We start from the raw sequence: 24516 nt of genomic DNA on the forward strand, positions 1-24516 counted from the left end.
TCGCCGTGGAGTCATTTCCAAGACTCCATTTTCCAAGCAGAACAACGAAACCGATCTTCTGGATAAAATGAAAAAATCTATATCAATAGGTATTAAAGCATACAGAAAGAGGGTATAAGCTGAATTACTCCTATTTTGAAGGGGGTTGTTGTTATAATTGTATTAAGATACATAAAAGGAGTTCCGAATAATGATTCATGAAATATTAGAGTCTAATCAATTTATCATGCTCGTCGCTTTACTGCTCATTATGAGTGTAGTCGTAACTAAGTTTTCTTCCCGCCTGGGTGTCCCTTCTCTTGTGTTGTTCATCGCTGTAGGAATGCTCGTGGGAAGTGATGGTCTTGGTTATATTTACTTCGACAATGCTGAAATCGCTCAATTGGTGGGTATTTTCGCCTTAATCGTCATTTTGTTCGAAGGGGGAATGCAGACTCAGTGGAAAGCTATTAAGCCTGTTATCGCTCCCTCGGTTACTTTAGCAACGTTGGGCGTTATTTTGACTAGTACGATTGTTGGGGTCGCAGCTAAGTATGTACTCGGCATTTCGTGGCTAGAGGCTTTTCTTTTAGGTTCCATAGTAGGTTCTACAGATGCAGCTGCAGTATTCGCGGTGTTAAAGGGGAAAAATATCCGCAACAAGCTGGAGGCTACTTTAGAAGCGGAGTCAGGCACTAATGATCCAATGGCTGTGTTTCTTACCATCAGTTTTATTCAAGTTCTTACAATGGATGAAACAAATGTATGGGGAATGGTGGGGTCCTTTTTCTGGCAAATGGGTGGAGGATTAGCGATTGGCCTGTTAATCGGTTATGTAGCCAGCTTTGCTTTGAATCGGATTAATTTGGACTCCAGCGGATTATATCCTATTTTCGCTTTAGGGTTTGCTTTCCTTACATATGGAGCCAGCTCACTTATTCAAGCAAGCGGATTGCTGTCTGTTTATGTAGCCGCTGTATTGATTGGAAATTCAGACTTAGCCTATCGTTATTCAATTTTAAGATTCCATGAAGGATTCGGCTGGATGGCCCAGATTCTCATGTTCATACTACTGGGACTGTTTGTTTATCCTTCAGAGATATTTACGTGGGACGTCATCGTCGATGGGTTGTTTATTGCTTTAGTACTCATATTCATCGCCCGTCCCGCCGCTACTTTCCTGAGTCTCATTTTCTTCAAGTTTAATATAAAGGAAAAGCTGTTCCTATCATGGGCGGGCTTACGGGGAGCAGTACCGATTGTACTGGCAATTTTCCCCTTGTTAACTGATGTAGAGAACAGTCAGCTGATGTTCAATGTCGTATTTTTTATTGTCATCATTTCTACTCTGCTTCAAGGTTCTACGATCACATGGGTGGCTGAAAAGTTCAAGCTCGTGTCTGAAAGTAAAACGAATCCCATCCACTCTTTGGAATTAATATCGATCGGAAAAGCGAACGTAGAACTTATGGAATATGATGTGAACGAAAAGAATTTAGTGGTGGGTCAGACATTGGAAACTATGGAACTTCCTAACAAAGCTTTAATTAATGCTATTATCAGGGATGGAGAAGTCATTACTCCTTATGGACAGACGACCATTAAAGCAGGGGACACGTTGTATATCATGGTTACGAAAAAGGTTAAAAAAGAAGTAAAAGAAATGTTGGAAGCTGTTGCGGAAGAAGAGGTTGAAGAGGTCAAAGAGGAGAAAAATTATAACGAAAAAAACCGAGCTTGAAGGTAGCTCGGCTTTTTTCGTAGCAGCTATGATATTTGTGGTCAATCGTTATGATATGAAGAATACACTGTTAATTATAGATAAGCTGCCTTGATTTGTAAAGGCTTTAAAGATAAAACATGTATTTTTTACTAGAGAGGCCTCTGAATTTTTCAAAAATTTAGTCAATGGATTATTGTCGAAACGTTGTCGTGTTGGGTCTAATCATATACAATTGAAGACACGAAAGAGAGGGGCTGGTATTGTGAGTAAAAAGATTGGTTTTTTAGGATGCGGACAAATGGGACAAGCTATGATACAGGGAATGATCGATTCAAAGGTGGTAGAAGCAAAACAGATTTCTGCTACAGCTGTAACAGATGAGACCATTGATTTTGTGTCAGATGAATATGGAATTTATATTTCAAATGACAATAAAGAGTTGGCTGCTTCAAGTGATATTCTATTTTTAGCGGTCAAACCTTATATATATGAAGGTGTGCTTCAAGAAATAAGAGATTCTGTACCGGAAGACACCATTATTGTAACTGTTGCTGCAGGGATTACTCTCGCTAAAATTAATGATGCATTTGACTTTAATGTAAAAGTCGTACGATCAATGCCGAATACCCCTTCTTTAGTCGGCGCAGGTATGAGTGTACTCTGTCCGAATGATTTTGTGACAGAAGAAGATCTGGCTAGTGTGAAGGAGATTTTTGAAAGCTTCGGAGAGGCCGAGGTCATTGAAGAGAAGCTGATGGATGCGGTACCTGCCGTAAGCGGTTCCTCACCGGCTTTTGTATATATGTTTATAGAGGCAATGGCTGACGCTGCAGTACAGCAAGGGTTTCCAAGGGATAAAGCGTATAAACTCGCTGCTCAGTCTGTTCAAGGTGCAGCTAAAATGGTTCTGGAAACGGGCAGACATCCTGGTGAATTAAAAGATACGGTTTGTACTCCAGGCGGTACGACTATTGAAGGTGTGACCAAATTAGAAGAAACTGGCCTGCGCAATTCGATCATCCAGGCGATGAATGCTTGTACAGCCCGTGCTAAACAATTATCCGGAGGTAATAAGTGACCACTATAAAATCCAGGCTGTTAAGTCTGGATTTTATAATGAAACCTAAACGACATATATACGTATAGAGTAAGATGAGGGAGGTTTTAGAATTGAATGAACCTACACAGCGAATTTCCATCAGGGCTCTTACTCTGTGGCGGATCCACGGGGTAATAAATGCAGCCGTTGTGGCGCTTGCTGCTATTGGCATAGGGTTACTTACATATTTTTTTGAGTGGTCGATGTGGCCGTTTATCATCATCAGCATCATCTTAGCTTTAGAGATCATTTTCTATATTTTCGTTATTCCTACACTCAGATGGAAAAGATGGCGATATGAAGTAAGGGAGCAGGAAATCGAACTGCAATACGGATTGTTCATTATTAAGCGTACGCTCGTTCCAATGGTTCGTGTACAGCACGTTGATACCGAACAAGGACCTTTACTGAGAAAGTACCGTTTAGCTACGATCAGCATTTCTACCGCCGCTACCACTCATAAGGTGCCTGCTTTAGACGAAGTGGAAGCTGAAGAGCTTAGACACTCTATTTCTTCATTGGCGAGGGTGGCGGAAGAAGATGTTTGAGCCGAAAAGATTACACCCGATTTCTGCACTTATTAATTTTATTAAAGGATTGAAAGATGCGATCCTTCCGCTGATTGCTGTTCTTTTTCTGAACAATAACCAGCAGGACGGTTGGCTTGGTTCGATTCCTTTACTTATTTCTGGTTCTCTTTTATTAATTATATTAACGGCGGGGATTATTAAATGGCTCCGTTTCAGTTATTGGATTGAAGAAGGGGAGTTGAGGATAGAACACGGTTTATTTGTGAAAAAGAAACGATACATCCCGATTGATCGTATACAGAGCTTAGATTTTTCTGAAGGTATATTTCATCGTCCTTTTCAACTCGTCAAAGTGAAGGTGGAAACCGCTGGATCCTCTGATGCATTGGAGGCTGAAGCCGAATTAACAGCTATTCACAAAAAGGAAGCCGATCAAATTCAGCTCGTCATCGATGAACGAAAGAAGGAAAAGTTCTCTGAGAATGAATACGAAGAAGTGGATCGTAAGTTAGTTTACCAAATGGAATTGAAAGACATTATTATTATGGCACTCACATCTGGCGGTGCAGGCGTTGTTATTTCAGGTGTACTCGTTTTTTTATCTCAAGGGATGGAGTTTTTACCGGTCGATGCCATATATGATGAAGTAATCAGCTGGCTGCAGGTAGGGCTGCTAGTCTTCGCTGCAGCTATAGTATTTGTTCTGTTTATTGCCTATGGTATCTCAGTCATTCTTACTATCTTTCGATATAGTAATTTCTCTGTTTATATCGATAATGGGGATATCGTAATGACTAGAGGTTTACTGGAAAAGAAGCAAGTTACAATTCCTTTGAATCGTATCCAGGGCGTTCGAGTTGATGAAAACCCGATACGCCAGCCTCTTGGGTATGCTACGGTTACTATTATTAGTGCTGGAGGGAGTGTTAATGATAGCGATCAAACGTTGACAATCCTTCCTTTGATTAAGCGGAATCAAATTACGGACGTGTTACGGAGAATCATCGACGACTATGAATTGGATCTTCCTGCAAACCGAGTGCCTAAACGTTCATTATTTCGGTATATTCTAAGGTTTATCTGGCTGCCTGCAATCATAGCAGGAGTTGTAAGCTATTATTTATTTCCATTTGGTCTTCTTGCCTGGATACTAGTCCCGGCAGCATCCTTATTCGGGTATTTGTCCTTTAAAGATGCAGGGTGGAATATAAATGATAACCAGCTTACATTGATTAGACGGATATTAGTTAAACAAACTTATGTTATGAAGAAGCGCCGTATTCAAGCTGTCACTAAAGACCAGACGATTTTTCAAAAAAGAGCTCGTTTGGCTTCTATAGAAGCTACATTAAAATCTGGTGCTGGCGGGGCAAGCGCCCGTTTATGGTATTTAGAAGAAAAAGATACGGATATTGTCATGTCATGGTATCGCTACAACGATTCTTATAATAACGGTTCCCTCGATTGAGAGGGAACCGTTATTTTTGTCCTAAACACGAACAATGTAAAGTAATGGTTGAAATTTGTTCGGGAAAAGAATAGTATATTAAATGTTGGTCATTTCACTTGGAAAGTAAGGTGTTTTTTGTGTTTAACATGTTTCGTTTAGAAGAAAATAATACGAATGTACGAACTGAGTTGCTGGCAGGATTTACGACATTCCTCACTATGGTCTATATTGTAGTTGTGAACCCAGCGATCCTTTCGGAAGCAGGTCTGCCATTTGAACAAGTATTCATGGCTACTGTAATCGCTGCAATTATAGGTACATTAATTATGGCCCTGGCTGCTAATTATCCAATTGCTATTGCCCCTGGTATGGGGATGAATGCATATTTTGTAACTGAAGTTGTGCAACAGGATGTGAGTTACTCGGTTATATTAGGTACAGTATTTTTAGCTGGTGTACTATTTGTCATCTTAAGCATGACGAGTTTACGGGAGGTATTGATCACAGCGATCCCCCCTTCATTAAAGTATGGCATCACATCAGGTATTGGATTATTTATTGCATTTTTAGGACTAAGAATGTCTGGAGTTATTGTAGCGAGTGAATCAACGCTGGTAACGTTAGGTGACCTGACTGCCCCAGGTACACTACTTACTATTGTCGGTTTGTTTGTTACGTTAGCCTTGATTGCAAGACGTGTGACAGGTGCTCTATTCATTGGTATGTTAGTCACAGCTGTAATCGGAATGTTTACAGGCCAGTTATCGTTTGTGGATGGTTATGTCTCCGCTCCGCCGGCTCCTGTATTCTGGGATATGGACCTTGCCGGTGTTTTTAGTAACGGACTTTATACTGTGATTTTCGCATTTTTACTAGTGACTATTTTTGACACTACAGGAACGATGATTGGAGTAGCAGAACAAGCTGGATTTATGAGGAAAGATGGAAGTCTGCCAAGAGCTAGAGCAGCATTAATGGCAGATGCTACAGCGACTACGGCTGGAGCGATGTTCGGAACGAGCCCATCTTCTGCTTATATAGAATCTTCTTCAGGAGTTGCCGTCGGCGGGCGCACAGGTTTGACGACGATTGTAGTAGCTGGTTTATTCCTACTGTCCATTTTCTTCTCTCCTATTGTAGGGGCAGTCTCGGGATTGCCTGCTATTACAGCTCCTGTCCTTATTATTGTAGGCTGCTTTATGATGGAGGGATTGGCTAAAGTGGACTGGAAAAAGTTTGATGAAGCTTTTCCAGCTTTTATCATTATTTTGACAATGCCGCTTACTTCTAGTATCGCATCAGGAATAGCTATTGGTTTCATTACTTATCCCTTATTGAAATTATTTAGTGGAAAAGGAAAAGACGTTCACTGGATTTTGTATTTGTTTGGCTTTATTTTTATCATTCAAATGATTTTCTTTCCAGGTCATTAGATTGTATAACCACTGCAGAAGCAGTGGTTATTTTTTATCCTTCCATCCATACTCCACTGCACGAAGCGATTACACTTTCACATAAGGAGTCGCGTCGTTTTCCAAACCCCCTTCCGAAAGGGGATTACAGTACATAGTGAGGTCGAGCAGCGCTTTAGTACGAGAGTAACTTCCTCGACCTTTCAGCTCCATTCTTAGAAACAGCATCCATCTCGAAGCTAAGTCTGTTGGGGAAGGCAGATTATATGTCTATCAACACATGGAAATTTATCAGAGCTTTTTATTTTCGATATGAATCACGGACTTAGTTCTACCACCAAACTGGGGGAGAGGATACATTTATAATTGTTCGTTTTCCCAGTGTTGAATTTTACAATTTAATGACCTTATTGACGTTGTATAGCAAAACTTTTATTCACAGACTGACTTTATTTTCGCTCCTTTCCATGAATAGGAACACATAGTTTAAGGCATGCTAATTTCAGGTGATGCATATGGGATTTTTCAGGAAATTTTTTCAAGGTGAACAATTACAGGATCGCAAAATAGCTGATGATCAACAAGAACCGCAACAACCAAGCACAAAAAATCTTTCCCGCAATATTGATTATTTGTTAAACGAATTTAAATACACGGATGATTTGAAAATCCGCGTGCTGAAAAAAGGCGATGCAGCGCTGCTCTATTTTGAAGCAATGACCGATCAGGAAAAGGTACAGCAAATGATCTTCAATCCCCTCGAGATCGGGAAAGTCGATCATATTTATGATATTCCCAACGCTAAGGAAACGACAAACCTTGAAGAATGTATCCGGTCTTTATTAAGAGGTCACGCCATCTATATGGAAGATGGACATGAACGAGTCACGATGTTCAATGTGACTTCAGTTTTCAATAGATCTGTAGAAGAACCTGCGAATGAAAAAGTAGTCAGAGGGGCTCATGACGGATTTGTAGAGAACCTTATGATCAATATTAACCTTGTAAGAAAAAGAATTGAACATCGAGATTTGACCGTGAAATTTTTTAAAGTAGGTAAAAAAACAAATACGAATGTGGCGATTCTCTTTATGGATGGGATTGTAAATCCTGAGCTTGTCCAAAAGGTTGAAAAAAGGATTCAAGCGGTTCATACGGATAAAGTTCAGAGCCCGGGTTTTATGGAGGAGTTCATTGAAGATTCTCCCATATCTCCCTTTCCGCAAATGTTAAACAGTGAGCGTCCCGACCGGATAGTAGCCAGCATTATGGAAGGACGTGTCGCACTGTTTACAGAAGGTAGTCCGACTGCGATTATAGCGCCCTCTACATTTTTTATGTTCTATCAATCACCGGATGACTATAATACTAGATGGTATGCAGGAACGTTCATCAGACTGATCAGGTTTGCCAGTTTTTTAATTGCTGTCGGTTTGCCGGCTTTTTATATTTCTGTAGTTAGTTTTCACTTCGAAGTCATACCACATGACTTAGTTACTCCTATTAAGAGTTCTATTAATGAAATTGCTTATCCCCCGATATTGGAAGCTTTGATAATGGTGGTCATTATTGAACTTATACGTGAAGCGGGGATAAGACTTCCTTCGCCCGTTGGCCAAACAATCGGTATCGTTGGAGGTTTGGTCATCGGAGACGCTGTTGTCAGAGCGGGATTAGTATCCAACATTATGGTCATCGTGGTAGCTCTTACCGCGATCGCCTCTTTCGTTGTGCCTTCTAATGAATTGAGTATGACTTTGCGTATGCTTACGTTTCCATTGATATTTCTTGCAGGAACGTTGGGCTTTGTAGGACTGATTTTCGGATTTTTACTGATCGCTGTACATTTGACTAAACTAGAGTCGTTTGGAACTCCTTACTTCTCGCCTGTAGCTCCATTAAGAATAAAAGATTTAAAAGACACATTTATAAGGCTCCCCATATTCACAATGAAGCAAAGACCTAAAGGTCCGCAGCCCGTCAGCACAACAGCTGTAGAAGAGGGAGCAAGGGAGTGGAAGAAAGATGAGCGGTCAAACCAATCAAAAAATAAGTAGACGGCAATTTTTCTTCGTGATCATCCAAACTCAAATCGGGGTAGGGATTTTAGCTCTGCCTTTTGATTTGCATGATAAAGTGAAGCAAGACGGGTGGATTTCTCTTTTGATTGCAGGAGTAGTGATCCAGCTGCTTTTATTCCTCCTATGGTGGCTGGCTAAAAGATTTCCATCGAAAGATTATTTTCAAATTCAAGAGTATGTGTTGTCACGATGGCTTGGAAAAGTTACTTCTTTCTTATACGTTCTATATTTCTGTTCAGTGGGCATACTGATCGTCCTTATTTACGGTCGTTTGATTAGTATCTGGGTGCTCCCAAATACCCCTTTTTGGGTGTTGGCGTTTATGATGGTATTTATATGTTTATATATGGTTTGCTGCAGTCTGCTCGTCATTGCAAGACTATATACAATGTTTGCCGCCCTGTTGATTATAATGGTCATTTTTATTTTTTATTCAGCTAAAGATAGTAAGTTTATGTATATATTTCCGATAGGAGAAGCAGGGTTGACTAATATTATTGCAGGAATAGATATGGGAATTCTCTCTTTTCTCGGATTTATCGTTGCCTTAGTACTTTATTCCAAGACGGAGGGAACGGCTAAGGAAAAATTGGTGACAATTCAGGTGGCGCAAGCTTTTGTTTTCACATTTTACTTAGCCATCGTATTAGTGACCTTCACTTTCTTCAGCACGCAGGAAATGGCGCTCGTACCTGAACCAGTCTTGTATATGTTGAAATCGTATGAATTTCCGATTGTAGCGAGGATTGATTTGTTTTTTATATCTACTTGGATTGTCTTTGTGGCGACCTCATTATCGACATACTTACTCATGTCTGCACTCGGTTTGACAAATATTTTCCAATCTCTTCCTACTAAATGGGCGACTATAGGAGTAGCAGTGATCATTTTCATCACGGCCTCTTATATGGGTTACGATATTAGTAAGTTGAATAATTTCAACACATACGTTAAAAAGGGTGGCTATATTTTTTCTATTGGACTGCCACTCATGGTGCTTATATTCAGTTTTTTCAGGAAATCATCTGCTAAAGAGGGGACGTCCTCATGAAAAGGTTTATTATTTGTATTCTCTGCACTTTGGTTATCTTAACGGGGTGCTGGGACCAGAACCAATTCAAAAATATCAAACTCACTCTAACGATTGGATATGATAAAGCTGAAGAAGGAAAAATTTATGAGACGGTATCGATTCCTACTGTCAAAGGGTCTGAAGGTGTAGTTGAAGAGACTGTCCAGGTTCTATCTTCGGATGCCCGTACTCCGTTAGATGCCAGGGATAAAATTGATCAGATGATTTCTCAATCCTTTAATCCGTCAAAAGTAGAAGTAGTTCTCATTGGTGAGGAATTAGCTAAAAGTGATATATACCCACTTCTTGACAATTTCTATCGTAACCCAAGCAGCAACCTTAATGCGCAGTTGGCCATTGTGGAAGGGACAGCTAAAGAAGCGATTAATTTCAGAAGCACAGGTGATACGAAAATAAGTGAATACATCGGTGGTTTATTGAAAGCTGCTACCTCTTCCACTCATGCACACGGTCACAACATGCAAATGCTTTGGGGGGAAATGATTGAAGAAGGGGAAGACTTTGCATTACCTCTTCTTAAGGTGGATGAAGAAAGCAATGTAATTAAATTCGATGGCTTAGGGTTGATGCATGAAGATTATTATACTGGAATTAAAATACCCCCAGAACAATCTACACTATTATTGCTGATGCAAGGTAATAAAGGGAACGTGGCTCGTATGACGAGAAAGGTGAGAGATGACCAACCAACTCCTATCCTTGAATATATTACGTTTCAAGTGATGGATTTCGATCGAAAATTGAAAATAAGACCAGAGGGAGATGAAGTGAATGTGGATATGACCTTGAATTTAAATGTAACCGTTACCGAGTATCCCCATGATCACTTAGTAGATGAGAAAATTATTGAAAAATTAAATAAAGATCTATCGAATGTTCTGACTGAGGAAGCAAGTGAAGTTTTCAACATTACGAAAGAAGGAAACAGTGATGTATTTTCAATCGGCCGCATGCTGAAAGCTTACCATCCTGAAGTTTGGAAGGAGATGGATTGGGCGGAGGACTACAAAGATGTAACCTTTAATCCTAAAGTGAACGTAACGATTCAAAACCATGGGATTATTAATTAGCGAATCTTTTATAAGAAATTGAAACCTTTGTAATGTTCGTATCGTCTATAGTATAGGAGCGCTTTAAAGCATTATTGAATAACCAGTTTGGCTAAGCTTAGCCTCCTATGAGAAAGCTGGCATCCGTAGAATCGGCTGCATTTTTCAAACAATATACCTCCCCTAAGGTATAGCACCCTCCGTCTGACCACCGGAGGGTGCCTTTTTGTTGTGAAATCTTTTGATAGAAAATGTTTCAATTCCCTTGCATTTATCGTATCCAGCGTTGAAAATGTAATATGGTAAAAAAATTAGTCGAAATTTCACCCATTTTGGAATGGGTTGAACCTTATGTTAAAAGGAAATGAAGCATTGTAGTCATTTCGTATGAAAATTCAGTCTTTATAAATTGTCTTGCAAGACGTCTGACAACCTGTTAAAATCCGTAGTAGAAAGATCGAATGTAAGCATTTTCATGACGCGTGTAACAAAGACGACTTTATAACTATTTGAGGGGGAACCAAAGCGTGGATATTATTTTAGGAATTTTGGCCATTGGTGTTATTTTAGGTATAGCTTTTTTAATGTCTAATGACAAGAAGAACATTAATTATTTTGGTATTGGTGTTATGTTGTTAGCCCAAGTTATCACTACTTTTGTCATGTTTCAGACAGAGGTAGGAGCCTGGATTATTGATCAAATATCAAAAGGTTTCAATAAACTGATTGAGTTCGGTACAGAAGGTGTCATGTTTGTACTTGGTAACATCGTTGTTGAAGAAGGTACAACTGTATTCTTCTTTAATGTGCTGCTTCTTATCATTTTCTTTGCTACTATTTTATCTGTTCTTACGTACTTAAAGATTCTGCCATTCATTATTAAATATTTAGGACAAGCACTATCATATATTACCCGTTTACCGAAAGTTGAATCTTTCAACGCTGTAAACAGTATTTTCTTCGGGCAGTCTGAAGCTATCATTGCGATTAAATCACAATTCAAGCAATTAAGTGATAACCGTTTATATATCGTCAGTGCTTCCGCTATGGGTTCTGTATCTGCATCTATTGTTGGTGCTTACATCGGGATTCTTCCTGCAGATTATGTATTAGTCGCACTTCCATTGAATATGTTCAGTGCGCTGATTGTAGCTTCACTAATTGCTCCAGTACGTGTCCCTAAAGAAGAGGACCATGTTGACGTTCAAGATGTTTCCAATGCGAAGAGCTTTTTTGAAGCTATGGGTAATGGAGCACTCGATGGTGGTAAAATTGCCTTGATCGTTGCTGCAATGCTAATCGCCTTCATCGCTTCACTTGAACTTGTCAATGCCATGTTCGCTGGTATTTTCGGCGGCTTGACTCTTCAAGAAGTATTAGGTTATATTATTGCGCCTATCGGAATTCTTATGGGAATACCTACAGGTGAAGTTCTTGACGCTGGTGCCATAATGGGTACGAAAATTGTAACCAATGAATTTGTTGCAATGCTTGAATTCCAAGGTATGATGGATGCAGTTTCTGAGAAAACTGTCGGCATCGTTACAGTATTCCTGACCAGTTTCGCTAACTTCTCTTCTATCGGTATTATAGCTGGTACTGTTCAAGGGATCGATGCTGATAAAGGTGCTCGTGTATCTGGATTCGGTATGAAACTATTGATTGGTGCTACTCTTGGATCTATGCTTTCAGCTACAATGGCTGGCCTGTTCTTATAAAATAATGAACCGCCTGGAGAATCATTTTCTCCAGGCGGTTTTTTTATGACTTGCGCAGACTTTTTATTACCAGCCCTGATTGGTTGGTCGAACAAGAATTTCGTTAATAGCTACCTCGGAAGGTTCTTCTACAGCAAACCGGATGGTTCTTGCAATACTATCCGCGTCAATTGCTTCTTTGTATACGTCTTCGATTCCTGATTTGACATCTTCGTCTGTGATAGACTCTGTAAGCTCAGTAGAGACAGCACCAGGTGAGATAATCGTAGCTCTTATATTGCTATTCGGAGATTCCTCCTGACGAAGTCCCTCAGTAATGGCACGAACAGCAAATTTAGTTCCGCTGTATACCGCACTCCCAGGAGCGACAGAATGACCGGCAACTGAAGAAATGTTGATGACATGTCCTTGTTTTCGTTCCTGCATATACGGAAGAACAGCACCGATTCCATATAGTACACCTTTAATATTCACATCAATCATTGTATCCCACTCATCATATTTTCTTTTATGAAGAAGTGATAGCGGCATTAGGCCGGCATTGTTTACAATGACATCGATTTGTCCATAGGTGTCGTGAGCATACTTGGCCAGTTCATCCATTTCTTCCGATGAGGTCACATCCGTCACTTTATAGACGGCGTCGCCTCCTTCATCGTTTAATTTCTTTTGCAAATCCTTTAGCCTTTCTTCTCTTCTTGCAGCCAGTACGAGTTTTGCACCATATTTCGTAAGCTCTTTAGCAGTTTCTTCTCCGATTCCGCTGGAAGCACCTGTTAGTATAACTACTTTATTTTCTACGTTTGACATGAATACTCATCCTTTCAAATTAGCTCTGTTAAATTTCCGTGTGAAATTCATATATATTCCCTTTTCTTAAATGTTCCTTTTGAGCCTTTTGACTGGCCGAGATGGTGGTTGGGAAACGACGAGACTCCCGCTTAGAAAGCGAGTTGTTTCCTAAACCAACCTACACTTGCATACGGTACCTAACCCATTTTCTGGGGATGAGCCTCCTACAACCCGCTGTATCAATCAATAACTCACTTATGAAAAATCAACAACGATATTTAACATAACTTTTAAAATAAAGAAACCAGACTTCTATATGTCTGTAGAACAGAAGTTTCCCAGAAGAAAAAGTAATTAAACATCATAATGCTTTATCAATGGGGAGAAGAGTATTATGATTTGAAGTAAGTGAGGTGATACTGTGGAAAGAAAAATTGCGATTGTCACAGGTGCTAATTCTGGTATGGGGTTAGCAACAACGATTGAATTAGCTAACAAAGGTATTCATGTAATCATGGCTTGTAGAAACAAGGAAAGGAGTAAAGAAGCTCTTTCAGAAGCAAAGAGCGTGACCAAAAAAGACCACATAGAAATGTTGAAATGTGATTTAGGAAGCCTGACAAGTATTAAGGAGTTCGTCAGTCATTTCAAATTGAAGTTTGATCGCTTAGATATTCTGATCAACAATGCCGGCGTCGTTTCGTTAAAAAGAGAGCTCACTGGTGATGGGTTTGAATCTCAAATGGGCATAAATCATCTTGGGCATTTCTTATTGACGAACCTGCTGCTCTACGAGTTGAAGAAATCCAAAGACGCTCGAGTGGTAGTTGTATCTTCAGGTGCTCATAAATGGGGGAAAATCCACTTTCGCGATCCTCATTTAAGGAAAGGGTACAATGTTATGAAAGGGTATGGTCAGTCCAAATTGGCTAACATATTGTTTGCGAACGCATTAGCCGATAAAACAAAAGACGATAATATCTCTGTAAATTCTCTGCACCCCGGAGCTGTAGCAACTAATTTAGGTGTGAATCGGCAGTCGGGTTTTGGAACATCCATAATGAAAACGTTAGAGCCATATTTCAAAACTCCGGAACAAGGAGCGGAGACGGCGGTTTATTTAGCAACTGATGAAAACATACGCGGTGTAAGTGGGAAATATTTTTATAATAAGCAAGTCTCCCCTCGTTCAAAGGCAGCCAGTGACCGGAAGTTGGCAGAAACGCTGTGGATATGGAGCGAGAGGGAAGTTGGACTACGCTCCCTGTAGTTTAAGTAACACTTGGAAAGGAAATAGTGTCTATAGATTCCAAATAAAGGAGAGGGCATGTCTATGGCTGAGGAATATCAATTATATATTGATGGAGAATGGGTGAGTACTGCTGAACAAATTGAAGTACTTAATAAATATACACAAGATACTTATGCCAAAGTGTCAAAAGCATCAGAAACTGAAGTGGATCAGGCGGTTACAGCTGCGGAACAAGCTTACAAAAACAATGCAATGTCTCCATATGAGCGTTTTGAAATATTAAAAAGAGTGAGTGAATTATTGGTAGAAAACAAAGAAACGCTCGCACAGGTCATCACGATGGAAGCAGGAAAGCCGCTTAAGCAGGCGCGCACGGAAATTGAACGTGCAGCTCTTACCTTTGAAGTCTCAGCGGAAGAGGCTAAGCGCATCCACGGAGAAGGGGTTCCTGTCGAAGCAGCTCCTGGTTCAGAGAATCGAATGGCATTTACTATCAGAGTTCCTGTTGGTGTAGTAGGTGCGATCAGTCCTTTTAACTTTCCAATGAATTTAGTGGCTCACAAAATAGGTCCTGCCATAGCTTCCGGTAATGCGGTTGTATTGAAGCCTGCGAGTAAAACACCTGTTTCAGCGATTAAATTAGCTGAGCTGTTTCATAAAGCCGGCTTGCCTAAAGGTTTTTTTAATGTAGTGGTCGGTTCAGGTTCCACTGTCGGAAACCAGATGATGAAAGACTCCAGAATAAGTCTCTACACGTTTACGGGCAGTGCCGAAGTCGGCTTAAAGCTTAAACAAGAAACAGGGATGAATAAATTGATATTGGAGCTTGGAAACAATTCACCGGTTATTATTGATAAAGAGGCTGATGTTGCTGCTGCGGCTAAAAATACAGCCGCTAAAAGCTTTGCTTTCGCCGGTCAGGTGTGCATTTCTGTTCAAAGACTCTACGTGCACGAAGAAGTTCAAGAAGAGTTTCAACAAGCATTTTTAGAAGCTATTAAAGATCTTAAAATTGGAGATCCGAACGATCCAGAAACCGATGTCGGACCTATGATTGGCGAGGATGAAGCGAAGCGGGCGGAAGAATGGATTGAAGAAGCTAAACAGGCTGGGGCTAAAATTTTGCATGGCGGTACGAGAAAAGAAGCTTTACTGCAGCCTACAGTCCTTACAGATGTTACACATGACATGAAAGTCGTGTGCGAGGAAGTTTTTGCACCTGTTGTTACTTTAATACCATTCAGCGACATCAAAGATTGTATCGAAGAAGTAAACCAGTCCCCTTACGGTTTACAGGGCGGGATTTTCACTCAAAACATCGATACAGCCTTCTACGCTGCAAAAAAAGTACAAGTCGGTGGTTTTATGATCAATGATGCCTCCCAATACCGTGTAGATCTTATGCCGTATGGTGGTGTGAAAGGCAGCGGCTGGGGGAAAGAAGGTCCGAAATATTCAATCGAAGAAATGACGGAAGAGCGCTTAGTTGTTATGAATTTAAATCAATAAAAAGTTTACGTGATTACACACTATCTTATTGAAGAGAAAACAAAAACTTTTCAACTCACAGATTGATAAGAACAGTGATTAACACTAAAAAAGCCCAGAATTCCTATTAAGGATCTGGGCTTAACTTGAGTATGAGGTTTACTCAGTTAAAGCTTCCGAACGTTGAATTAGTATTTTAATCATTCACTTATAGTTGATTTACACAGCCAAGCCATTGGTTTTTTGTAAACAGTGGACTTGAAATTCAGGGCGTTATGCGTTTGCTTGATTCTGTATATTTCTGCGCTGCAGCTGTAGCATCCTGAATAAGAGAGTGATAGCCCCTGCTGTCAACCCAATGATCAGGCTCATCCAGTAACCGAAAGGTCCGAGATCTGTATAATTGGCAAGCAGGTAGCCACTCGGTAAGCCGATGACCCAATAAGATACAAAAGCCATTACTAAAGTAATATTCACATCTTTATATCCACGTAATATTCCCTGTAACGGAGCTCCAAAACCATCGGATAACTGAAAGAAGATGGCGTAAAATATAAAACTTTTCGTCAAAGCGATCACTTCTTCATTTGAACTGTACAATCTGGCTACAGAATCATCGAAAATATACAAAATGAGTCCAGCTGCTACCGACATGGCTACAGCCAGGCTTATCCCCATATAGGAATAAGTTTTTGCCTCTTCGTAACGCTTGGCTCCTACTTCGAATCCGACAGCAATGGTCAGTGTGAAAGCTATGCTGAGAGGCATCATATATACGAGTGAGGCAAAGTTAATCGCTGCCTGATGAGCGGCAATCGTATAAGTATCGTAAACGGTCATAAAGAAAGTGACGGCGGCAAAAATACTCGTCTCAAAGAAGATAGCGAATCCTATGGGAATTCCGATTCGCAGCTGTTCTGCCCAGCTCTTCAAGGATGGCTTCACCCATTTACTGAAGATTCCGTAACGGCGAAGCGGATAAGTTTTATGAATGACAGCTACTACTATACCGCATGCCACCCAATATGTAAGTGCAGAAGCCAATCCCGCACCTATTCCGCCTAACGCCGGAAGCCCTGCCTTACCGAAAATCAATACGTAATTGAATACTATATTGATCGGCAGTGTGAGTAGAATGATACCCATTGAAATTTTTGTCTGGCCCAGGGCATCGATGAATGACCGAAGAATATTGAAGACAAACAATGGTACAATACCAAGCCCCAGTGTAATCAAATAATACTTAGCTATGTAGCGGACTTCTTCTTCAATACTGAATAATGAAAGAATAGGATCTAGTAAAAAGAAGCCAATAAAACCAATCAAAAGGGCAAGCACGATTGCTAAATATACCCCTTGCTTGACGGATTCTGGTATTTCTTTTTCTTTTTTTGCACCATTCAATTGAGCAATGATAGGAGAGATCGCCATCATGATCCCATTAAGGCCTGTGAAAACGGGCAGCCAGATGTTCGAACCGATAGCGACACCAGCCAAATCCTCAGCGCCGGCTTGACCAGACATGATCGTATCAAAAAAGTTCATAGCATACATGCCGATTTGAGTGATTAAAATAGGAAGTAAAATGACCATGAATAACTTGAATTTTTCGGACAATGTTTTTGTTTCGTACATAAATGTTCTCCTTTTTGATACAATTCCTTTAGGCCACGAGGATTATAGCACACAAATGTGTAGAAGCCTAGCTGCGCAAATGAAGAAAGGACGTTGAAGATTTTGACTAATAAACGTATTTTATTTACAGGAGGCGGAACCGCCGGGCACGTTATCGTTAATCTTGCCCTTATCCCCGAATTTCAAAAAAAAGGATATGAGATCGATTATATAGGATCGTACGAGGGTATTGAAAGAAATTTAATTGAAACCTTGGAGGGTGTAACTTATCATGCCATTTCGACTGGTAAATTAAGAAGGTACATGTCTAAAGAGAATTTCAAAGATCCATTCAAAGTTTTAAAAGGTTTGTATCAATCACTTAGAATCATAAGTAAGACCAAGCCGAAGGTGATTTTTTCGAAAGGTGGTTTTGTTTCTGTACCAGTTGTAGCAGCGGCAAAATTGAAAAAAGTCCCCGCCATTATCCATGAGTCTGATTATACACCTGGCCTGGCCAATAAGTTATCATTTCCATTTGCGCAAAAGGTGTTGGCGACATTCCCGGAAACGATGAAATACTTACCTGAGGCCAAAGGGAAATATATTGGTGCTGTAGTCAGAGAAGAGCTTTTTGAAGGAAACAGGCAAAAAGGGTTGGCTTTTTGCGGATTTACCAATTCGAAGCCTGTTGTGCTAGTCATGGGCGGAAGTACAGGCTCAAAAAAAATCAACGATTCGATACGTGAAAATATTGATGAATTATTACAAAACGTCCAAATCGTGCACCTTTGCGGAAAAGGACAAATGGATGAATCGATTCACAGGAAAGGGTACGTTCAATTCGAGTATGTGAATGAAGAACTGAAGGACCTGTTCGCTGCATGTGATTATATTATTTCAAGAGCTGGGTCTAACGCTATATTCGAATTTTTAGCTTTAAGAAAACCGATGCTGCTCATTCCATTATCAAGGCAGGCGAGTCGAGGCGACCAAATACTGAATGCCGATTCTTTTGTAAAACAAGGGTATGCTTTAAAACTTGAAGAAGAAGAATTGAATGCCGATCGTCTTTTACAAGAATTTAATCGACTGATGGAAAGAAAACCTGAACTACTGAACAATATGAACACCTATGAAAATAAAAAGACAAAACAGGAAGTCATTGATCTTATCCAGCAATCTGAAAAATGATAATTAGGACCATGCATTAAAATTGTGCATGGTCCTTTTATATAATTCGAAGAAAATGGCGTAAACTGAACTGGAGAAACTTATGCAAACAGTTCAAACAACAATTTACGGACAAGAGTGAACGGCCTTCATGATACATGTTCCACATAATAGCCTGTCTGAGTTATAATAGAAATAGATATCAATTCGATTAGGAACTTTACAGCTTCGATCTTTTGTTTAGGAAAGCGCATACTTCGTTAGGGTTTCGTTGTGTTAAATTGGAGAAAGGGGGTCTTGGATATGGCTCGCTTTCCGCGGGGATGACGGCCAGCCTCCTCGAGCTAGAGCTCTCCGGGGTCTAGCTAGTCCATCCATTCCCGCAGGAGTCTCACCATTTCCAAGACCCCAATACCATGATGTGAGGAACGAAACCATCACATCGTAAAGGGCGCATTGTGGATAAAGCTCTCCATAGTAGTTTGATTGGTGTTTTCTTCTATATATGATTAAATTGGAGTGATTGCGAAAACTTTTACATCACGAGGGGCAGCGGGGAATGACCCTCTCATCAAATGTTTCGAATCCAAGTCCTCCACTATCCTGCCATATTGTTGAATAAATTTGATACAGAAATGATGTATCACCTCTAAACGTAGTTTAAAAAAATCATTAGGAGAAGATGTCATGCGTACTCAAGTATGCCGCTATTGTTATAAGCAAATCCGTGATCGAGACGAATTGATCACCGCATCTAATTGGTTCAGAATACGCCCTTTTCACTACCGGTGTTTTGATTTAGTTGAACAGGAAACGTCTACACTTGCCGGCACATGGAAGCCCATTAATAGCCAGGCTTCCTTAATTTCCGTAATATTGATGCTTGCTTTATCCGTGTGGATGTTTGCGACAGATACATTAGGATATGTCGGGGATCTAATTGGGTTGATCGCTTTATACCCGGTTGTCTTGCGAATAATTTCTTTTGTATGGATAGAGAGTCGTCTGCCAAAGTTCATCGAAAATAAACGCCACTATTAGAGGAGTCTGCTATACAAGCAGGCTCTTTTACGTTTACTTGAGATAATCAAAGGGGATATTTCTAAGAGAATAAGGAGGCTCATATCAATGGATATAACTAGTAAGGTTCTTCTTTCAAACGGTGTAGAAATGCCCTTGATCGGTCTAGGAGTTTATAAAGTTGATGGAGGCGGGGAAGTCTATGAGACGGTAAAGACAGCACTTGCTGCAGGTTACCGTCATATCGATACGGCTTCATTTTATGATAATGAGACCGGCGTAGGTAAAGCAATACAAGACAGCGGGATTCCTCGAGAAGACATATTTTTGACGACAAAGGTATGGAATGATGAGCAAGGATATGAAGAGACGTTGCAAGCGTTTGAACGAAGTTTGGAAAGGTTAGGCGTTGACTATGTTGATCTTTACCTTATCCATTGGCCAGTTCCAAATTTATTTAAAGAGACTTGGAAAGCCTTTGAGAAACTCTATCAGGAGGGAAAAGTGAAAGCTATTGGAGTCAGCAATTTCACCATCTCCCATCTTAGTGAGCTGCTTTTAAATGCAAAAACCGTGCCTATGGTCAACCAAGTGGAATTCCACCCTAAGCTTTTTCAAAAGGAACTTATGGAATATTGTAACGAGAACAACATTCAATTAGAGGCCTGGTCTCCTTTAGCGAGAGGATCCTACTTAAAGGATCCAGAGCTTGAAGAAATAGCAGGCAAATACGGTAAAAGTACAGCGCAGATTATATTACGATGGGATGTTCAGCATGGGATCGTAACCATCCCGAAATCTACTAAAAAAGAGCGTCAGATAGAGAACGCGGACATCTTCGATTTTGAACTGACAGAGAAGGATATGGAGCAAATTAATGAGCTTCATGCTAATGAAAGGGTTGGATCCCATCCAGATCACTTCAATTATTAATATATACAGGCCAAGCCGTTTCAGCATTTATGCTGGACGGTTTTTTATTTGCTTTTTTTGGGTAGGTCATTCCGTTTCTTCTTTATAAATCAGTATGAAAGGAAGAAACAAGATCAATACAAGAAAGAGCATCAAAAATAGCTTAGCCACCCCCTCCATAAGAAAAAGTATAGATAGAAAGAAGCATGCTATCAGCACGATAGGAACAATGTAAGCGAGTATCAATTAGCCAACCTCCTTAGCTCCTATCCTCTCCAAAAATCGAATAAAATACAGCGTTTTGTTAACAATATTAAACAAATAAACTCCCGCTAATCTTTTAAGAACACTTGCTGGGTGAAGGAGTTTTCTCATGTGGAGACCGAAGAAAAAGGAACAAGAGAAGACCATAGATCGTTTTCAGGCATTATCGTCCGGACAAACGGTGCAAACGTTATTTGACAGATTAGAGCATTCTAACGATTTTAAGCGTTATAAAGTGGGTGCCAGTGGCTGGGTAATTTCGTATGTGTCGACAATGTGCGATGACAAAATAATAAATAATGCACTCCTTCCTGTTTTAAAGAAGAATGAAGTTCAATCACTTGAAGATATGAAAGAGAAGCTCCTAGTGGATAACATCCGAGTGACAGAGGATACAAAGAAAATCGAAGAAAATGTGATGGCAGGTCATATTATCGTGCAGGAAAAGAGTGCAGATCAAAAGGTACTTTGCATACCTGCATCGAATAATGAAGGCAGAAAAGTTTCTATTCCGGAAGTAGAATTCAGTGTGGTCGGTCCAAAAGAAGCATTTGTAGAATCCATAGACACAAATATGAGTCTTATGAGAAAGCGGCTGCCAATTTCTCAGCTTACACTCAGGGAATTGAAAATGGGGAGTATCACTCAAACTCGAGTCGGTGTTGTATATATTGATGGAATTGCCGATGAAGATAATATACAAACGGTATTACAGAGATTAAAGAATATTGATTATGATCAAATCATTGATAGTTCTTTCATTTCTCAAATGATATCGGACAACTCTACTTCACCTTTCCCTCAATTATTGGATACTGAAAGGCCTGACAGGGTAGTCGAGGTGCTGGTGGAAGGTAAAATCGCAATTGTAGTAGATGGATCGCCCCATGTACTTACATGTCCAACGACCATTGTAGAATTCTTTTCAGCTTCCGATGACTATTTTCTTCCGTGGCATCTTGCTACTGCCTTTCGACTGATCCGTTTATTCGCTGTGTTTTTTTCGGTGCTCAGTACTCCGTTGTATGTAGCGATTTTGACTTACCACCATGAAATGATTCCAGAAGAACTCATGTCTACCATTGTGGCTTCAAGAGCAGACATCCCTTTTCCACCAATACTTGAAGTTATCATCTTAGAATTGACCATTGAGCTATTGCGTGAAGCGGGGGCAAGGCTGCCTACCAAAATCGGTCAGACGATCGGTATTGTAGGAGGAATTGTAATTGGTACAGCTGCAGTAGATGCGGGTCTTACAAGTAACGTGCTTCTAATCATCGTAGCCCTCGCTGCGCTAGCGTCCTTTACTACACCAGTCTACCAAATTGGTAACACTATTCGGTTGATCCGCTTTCCTTTCCTTATTGGAGCTCAAATGTGGGGGTTAGTCGGCGTAGCCATGGTCATGATGTTTTATATAGGTCATTTGATTAAACTTACTTCGATAGGAAGGCCTTTTTTCGCGCCTTTATACCCCTTGAGGTTTCTTGACCTCAGAGATGCATTCATTCGTCTGCCATTTAGTAAACAGACGGATCGTCCACTGCAGAACCGCCCTGAGGCACCCAGGCGATTTAATAAGAAGCATGTATCGGAGAGAAGGGATATAGATGAATAAGATTGATAACATCACAAGTGTTTATGTTCCTGAGAAATTTTTGATCACTCCGATGTTCGTGTTCTTCATTATCCATTCTATGCAAGTAGGGGTGGGGATTTTAGGATTTGAGGGCTATATTTCAAAGCATTCAGGGTTTGACTCTTGGATATCGATAGTGATAGCCGGCGTATTTATCCACATTTTACTATGGATGGTTTATCAAGCCCTTCAAACGGGCGGAGGTGATATTGTTGCGATTCACCGTCAGTGTTTCGGTAAATATTTTGGAGGAATTCTCAGCCTTGTGATATGTGTCTATTTCTTTCTTCTGGCTTTGACAGTTTTACGTACATTTATTGAAGTCATCCAAGTATGGATGTTTCCGAGCCTCAACTTAAAAATCTTCTCACTAGTGTTTCTGCTTCTTATTTTCTATCTTGTCATAGGAGGCTTCCGGCTTGTTACCGGGTTTTGCATGATTAGTGTTATCATGACGATTCCGTTACTCCTGCTCAAATTCTTCCCGATTATGGTCGGGAACTTTAATTATTTATATCCGGCAATCGATCACAGTATATTCGATTTGATAAGATCGACAAAAGACGGAATTTTAAGCTTTCTAGGGATTGAATTACTGTTGATATTCTATCCGTTCATCAAAAATCCACAAGCTTCAAAGAAATGGGCTCATTTTGGCGTTTTTTACACAGTCTTAATTTATTTAGCTACAGCTCTAACAGCTTTTCTATATTTCAGTGAAGAGCAGCTTAAGTACGTGACGTGGGGAACGATTTCTTTATGGAAAATTGTCGAATTTCCTTTTATTGAACGATTTGAATATATAGGTATTGCATTATGGATGTACGTAATCGTACCTAACGTTTGTCTGGCTTTATGGGGGGCCAGCCGAATTCCGAGACGGTTATTCAATATTAATCAAAAAATCACCATCGGATTGTTTTGTTTAGCACTGTATATTCTTATTTTATTATTTGATGACAGACAACGCGTTGAGCAATTGAATGTTTTTGCAAATGAAGTAGGTTTTTATGTGCTTTTGTATATTCCGGTGATTTTCTTACTGTCGAAGATTATGTATAAAGTGAGGACACGTCATGAGAGGTAAACTTCTAAGTGTAATTTGCTTAATGTTCGCAGCTGGTTGTAACAATATAGATAGTGTCGAGGACAGGGCCATTATACAAATATCAGGCTATGATTACGTCGATGAGGGTCGTATCAAGGGTACAGTAGGGATACCCCAGTACGGGGAGGAATCAGCAAGAACGGTAGAGGAATTAAATTTGACGGTAGAGACCGAATCATTGAAGGAATTTGACATTCAAATTCAAAACGAGTCTTCCAAACCACTTTCGATGGGGAAACTTGAAGTGAATCTATATAATGAAGATTTAGCGAGCCGAGGAATTACGGACTTTATGGACATCTTAAGTCGCGATCCTCGAATCGGGAGAAATATCTATTTAGGAATCGTTGACGGTGATACACAGAAGTTGATTGAAGGGGATTATAATCAAAATGAAACGACAGCAAAATATCTAAAAGGTATTATTGAAAATAATATAGATCAGAATCTTCCTAAGACGAATCTGCATTATTTCTTATATGCTTATTATGCTGATGGTCTTGATGGATTCCTGCCTTATTTAAAAAAGGTAAACAGTCATATTGAAGTTTCTGGTATTTCTATTTTTAAAGAAGCTTCCCAAGTTACCGTCATACCTGCTGAAGATACCCTTATCTTGAAGCTTTTGAAGGAAAAAGTAGAAAAAGGGAGCCAGACGATCCAATCGGATGAAGGGGTTATAGGGATGGAAATTACAGATTCAAATACTTCCTATCAAGTGAAGAAAAGCGGGGACTCCCCCAGGTTCATCGTAAATATGACAATCAAAGGGTTCATAAATGAAATGAAGGAGACAGGAGTAGAAAGTCAGAGAAGTTCTGCTCGAATAGATCATTTAGAAGAAGAATTCTCCGCATATTATAAGTCGAAAGCAGAAGAAATGATCGAACTGTTTAAAGAGAATGAGACGGATCCTATAGGGTTAGGTAGTTTGTATAAGAATCGAATGAGAAATTTTGACAAACAAGCATGGGAAGAGCAGTATCCTGAAGTACCTGTAGAAGTGAACGTGGATTTGGAAATAACGGGCATGGGTATTTCCTTATAGAGAGAGAAGCTAAAAGGATTCAAGCTGTTCAACGAATCAATCCAAAAGGACAAGGGTATTCTCCGCATAATA

At 40.0% G+C, this 24516-nt stretch carries 19 protein-coding genes; 17 read left to right on the plus strand and 2 right to left on the minus strand.

Translation table 11 applies throughout. From position 1 onward, the window contains the following. Positions 1-190 precede the first annotated feature (190 nt). The 9 genes from O2Q26_RS15445 (at position 191) to O2Q26_RS15485 (ending at position 12134) form a co-directional block, all read left to right on the plus strand. Positions 191-1720: a potassium/proton antiporter gene (locus tag O2Q26_RS15445; protein ID WP_289216746.1), complete on the plus strand. Its 1530-nt coding sequence runs from the start codon at positions 191-193 to the stop codon at positions 1718-1720. Between the two features lie 244 nt (positions 1721-1964). Then, positions 1965-2780, plus strand: a complete 816-nt coding sequence (gene proC / locus O2Q26_RS15450; protein WP_289216747.1) for a pyrroline-5-carboxylate reductase — start codon at positions 1965-1967, stop codon at positions 2778-2780. 74 nt (positions 2781-2854) lie between these two features. Continuing rightward, positions 2855-3349 (plus strand): PH domain-containing protein, encoded by a 495-nt coding sequence (locus O2Q26_RS15455; RefSeq protein ID WP_289216748.1) that lies wholly within the window; start codon positions 2855-2857, stop codon positions 3347-3349. Then, positions 3342-4799 carry a PH domain-containing protein gene (locus O2Q26_RS15460; protein WP_289216749.1) on the plus strand — a complete coding sequence of 486 codons (1458 nt, stop codon included), beginning with the start codon at positions 3342-3344 and terminating at the stop codon, positions 4797-4799. Before O2Q26_RS15455 ends, O2Q26_RS15460 begins: the two co-directional genes overlap by 8 nt. Before the next feature lie 128 nt (positions 4800-4927). Beyond that, positions 4928-6214, plus strand: a complete 1287-nt coding sequence (locus O2Q26_RS15465; RefSeq protein ID WP_289216828.1) for an NCS2 family permease — start codon at positions 4928-4930, stop codon at positions 6212-6214. 494 nt (positions 6215-6708) lie between these two features. After that, positions 6709-8250: a spore germination protein gene (locus tag O2Q26_RS15470; protein ID WP_289216750.1), complete on the plus strand. Its 1542-nt coding sequence runs from the start codon at positions 6709-6711 to the stop codon at positions 8248-8250. After that, complete coding sequence (locus O2Q26_RS15475) at positions 8219-9325, plus strand: GerAB/ArcD/ProY family transporter (protein WP_289216751.1); 1107 nt, start codon at positions 8219-8221, stop codon at positions 9323-9325. Before O2Q26_RS15470 ends, O2Q26_RS15475 begins: the two co-directional genes overlap by 32 nt. After that, positions 9322-10437 (plus strand): Ger(x)C family spore germination protein, encoded by a 1116-nt coding sequence (locus O2Q26_RS15480; RefSeq protein WP_289216752.1) that lies wholly within the window; start codon positions 9322-9324, stop codon positions 10435-10437. The genes O2Q26_RS15475 and O2Q26_RS15480 overlap by 4 nt, the downstream gene beginning before the upstream one ends. A 506-nt stretch (positions 10438-10943) precedes the next feature. Then, positions 10944-12134, plus strand: a complete 1191-nt coding sequence (locus O2Q26_RS15485; RefSeq protein WP_289216753.1) for a NupC/NupG family nucleoside CNT transporter — start codon at positions 10944-10946, stop codon at positions 12132-12134. A 66-nt stretch (positions 12135-12200) separates the two neighbouring features. On the opposite strand, the gene O2Q26_RS15490 is transcribed toward O2Q26_RS15485, so the two are convergent. Further along, positions 12201-12944: an SDR family oxidoreductase gene (locus O2Q26_RS15490; RefSeq protein ID WP_289216754.1), complete on the minus strand. Its 744-nt coding sequence runs from the start codon at positions 12942-12944 to the stop codon at positions 12201-12203. Positions 12945-13347: 403 nt separating this feature from the next. Between O2Q26_RS15490 and O2Q26_RS15495 the strand changes: the two genes are divergently transcribed. Together O2Q26_RS15495 and O2Q26_RS15500 are read left to right on the plus strand one after the other, a co-directional pair. Continuing rightward, complete coding sequence (locus O2Q26_RS15495; protein WP_289216755.1) at positions 13348-14196, plus strand: SDR family oxidoreductase; 849 nt, start codon at positions 13348-13350, stop codon at positions 14194-14196. Positions 14197-14259: 63 nt separating this feature from the next. After that, positions 14260-15687 (plus strand): aldehyde dehydrogenase family protein, encoded by a 1428-nt coding sequence (locus O2Q26_RS15500; RefSeq protein ID WP_289216756.1) that lies wholly within the window; start codon positions 14260-14262, stop codon positions 15685-15687. A gap of 252 nt (positions 15688-15939) precedes the next feature. Here O2Q26_RS15500 and O2Q26_RS15505 read toward each other — a convergent pair whose 3' ends face one another. Beyond that, positions 15940-17301 carry an MATE family efflux transporter gene (locus O2Q26_RS15505; RefSeq protein ID WP_289216757.1) on the minus strand — a complete coding sequence of 454 codons (1362 nt, stop codon included), beginning with the start codon at positions 17299-17301 and terminating at the stop codon, positions 15940-15942. A gap of 102 nt (positions 17302-17403) precedes the next feature. On the opposite strand from O2Q26_RS15505, the gene murG reads away from it, so the two are divergent. From murG to O2Q26_RS15535, 6 genes are all read left to right on the plus strand, one after another. Next, on the plus strand, positions 17404-18474 hold the full coding sequence (gene murG / locus O2Q26_RS15510) for an undecaprenyldiphospho-muramoylpentapeptide beta-N-acetylglucosaminyltransferase (protein ID WP_289216758.1): 1071 nt from the start codon (positions 17404-17406) through the stop codon (positions 18472-18474). A gap of 666 nt (positions 18475-19140) precedes the next feature. Then, on the plus strand, positions 19141-19494 hold the full coding sequence (locus O2Q26_RS15515) for a hypothetical protein (protein ID WP_289216759.1): 354 nt from the start codon (positions 19141-19143) through the stop codon (positions 19492-19494). Positions 19495-19581: 87 nt separating this feature from the next. Then, positions 19582-20406: an aldo/keto reductase gene (locus O2Q26_RS15520; protein WP_289216760.1), complete on the plus strand. Its 825-nt coding sequence runs from the start codon at positions 19582-19584 to the stop codon at positions 20404-20406. Positions 20407-20758: 352 nt separating this feature from the next. Continuing rightward, the gene (locus tag O2Q26_RS15525; protein WP_289216761.1) at positions 20759-22267 is read left to right on the plus strand and encodes a spore germination protein; all 1509 of its coding nucleotides are present in this window, start codon (positions 20759-20761) and stop codon (positions 22265-22267) included. Then, entirely contained in the window at positions 22260-23375 is a 1116-nt protein-coding gene (locus O2Q26_RS15530; RefSeq protein WP_289216762.1) for a GerAB/ArcD/ProY family transporter, read from the plus strand. The genes O2Q26_RS15525 and O2Q26_RS15530 overlap by 8 nt, the downstream gene beginning before the upstream one ends. Continuing rightward, entirely contained in the window at positions 23365-24444 is a 1080-nt protein-coding gene (locus tag O2Q26_RS15535) for a Ger(x)C family spore germination protein (RefSeq protein WP_289216763.1), read from the plus strand. Before O2Q26_RS15530 ends, O2Q26_RS15535 begins: the two co-directional genes overlap by 11 nt. Positions 24445-24516 lie beyond the last annotated feature (72 nt).

Source organism: Halobacillus campisalis (genome assembly GCF_030345335.1).
Taxonomy (GTDB): Bacteria; Bacillota; Bacilli; order Bacillales; family Halobacillaceae; genus Halobacillus_A; species Halobacillus_A campisalis.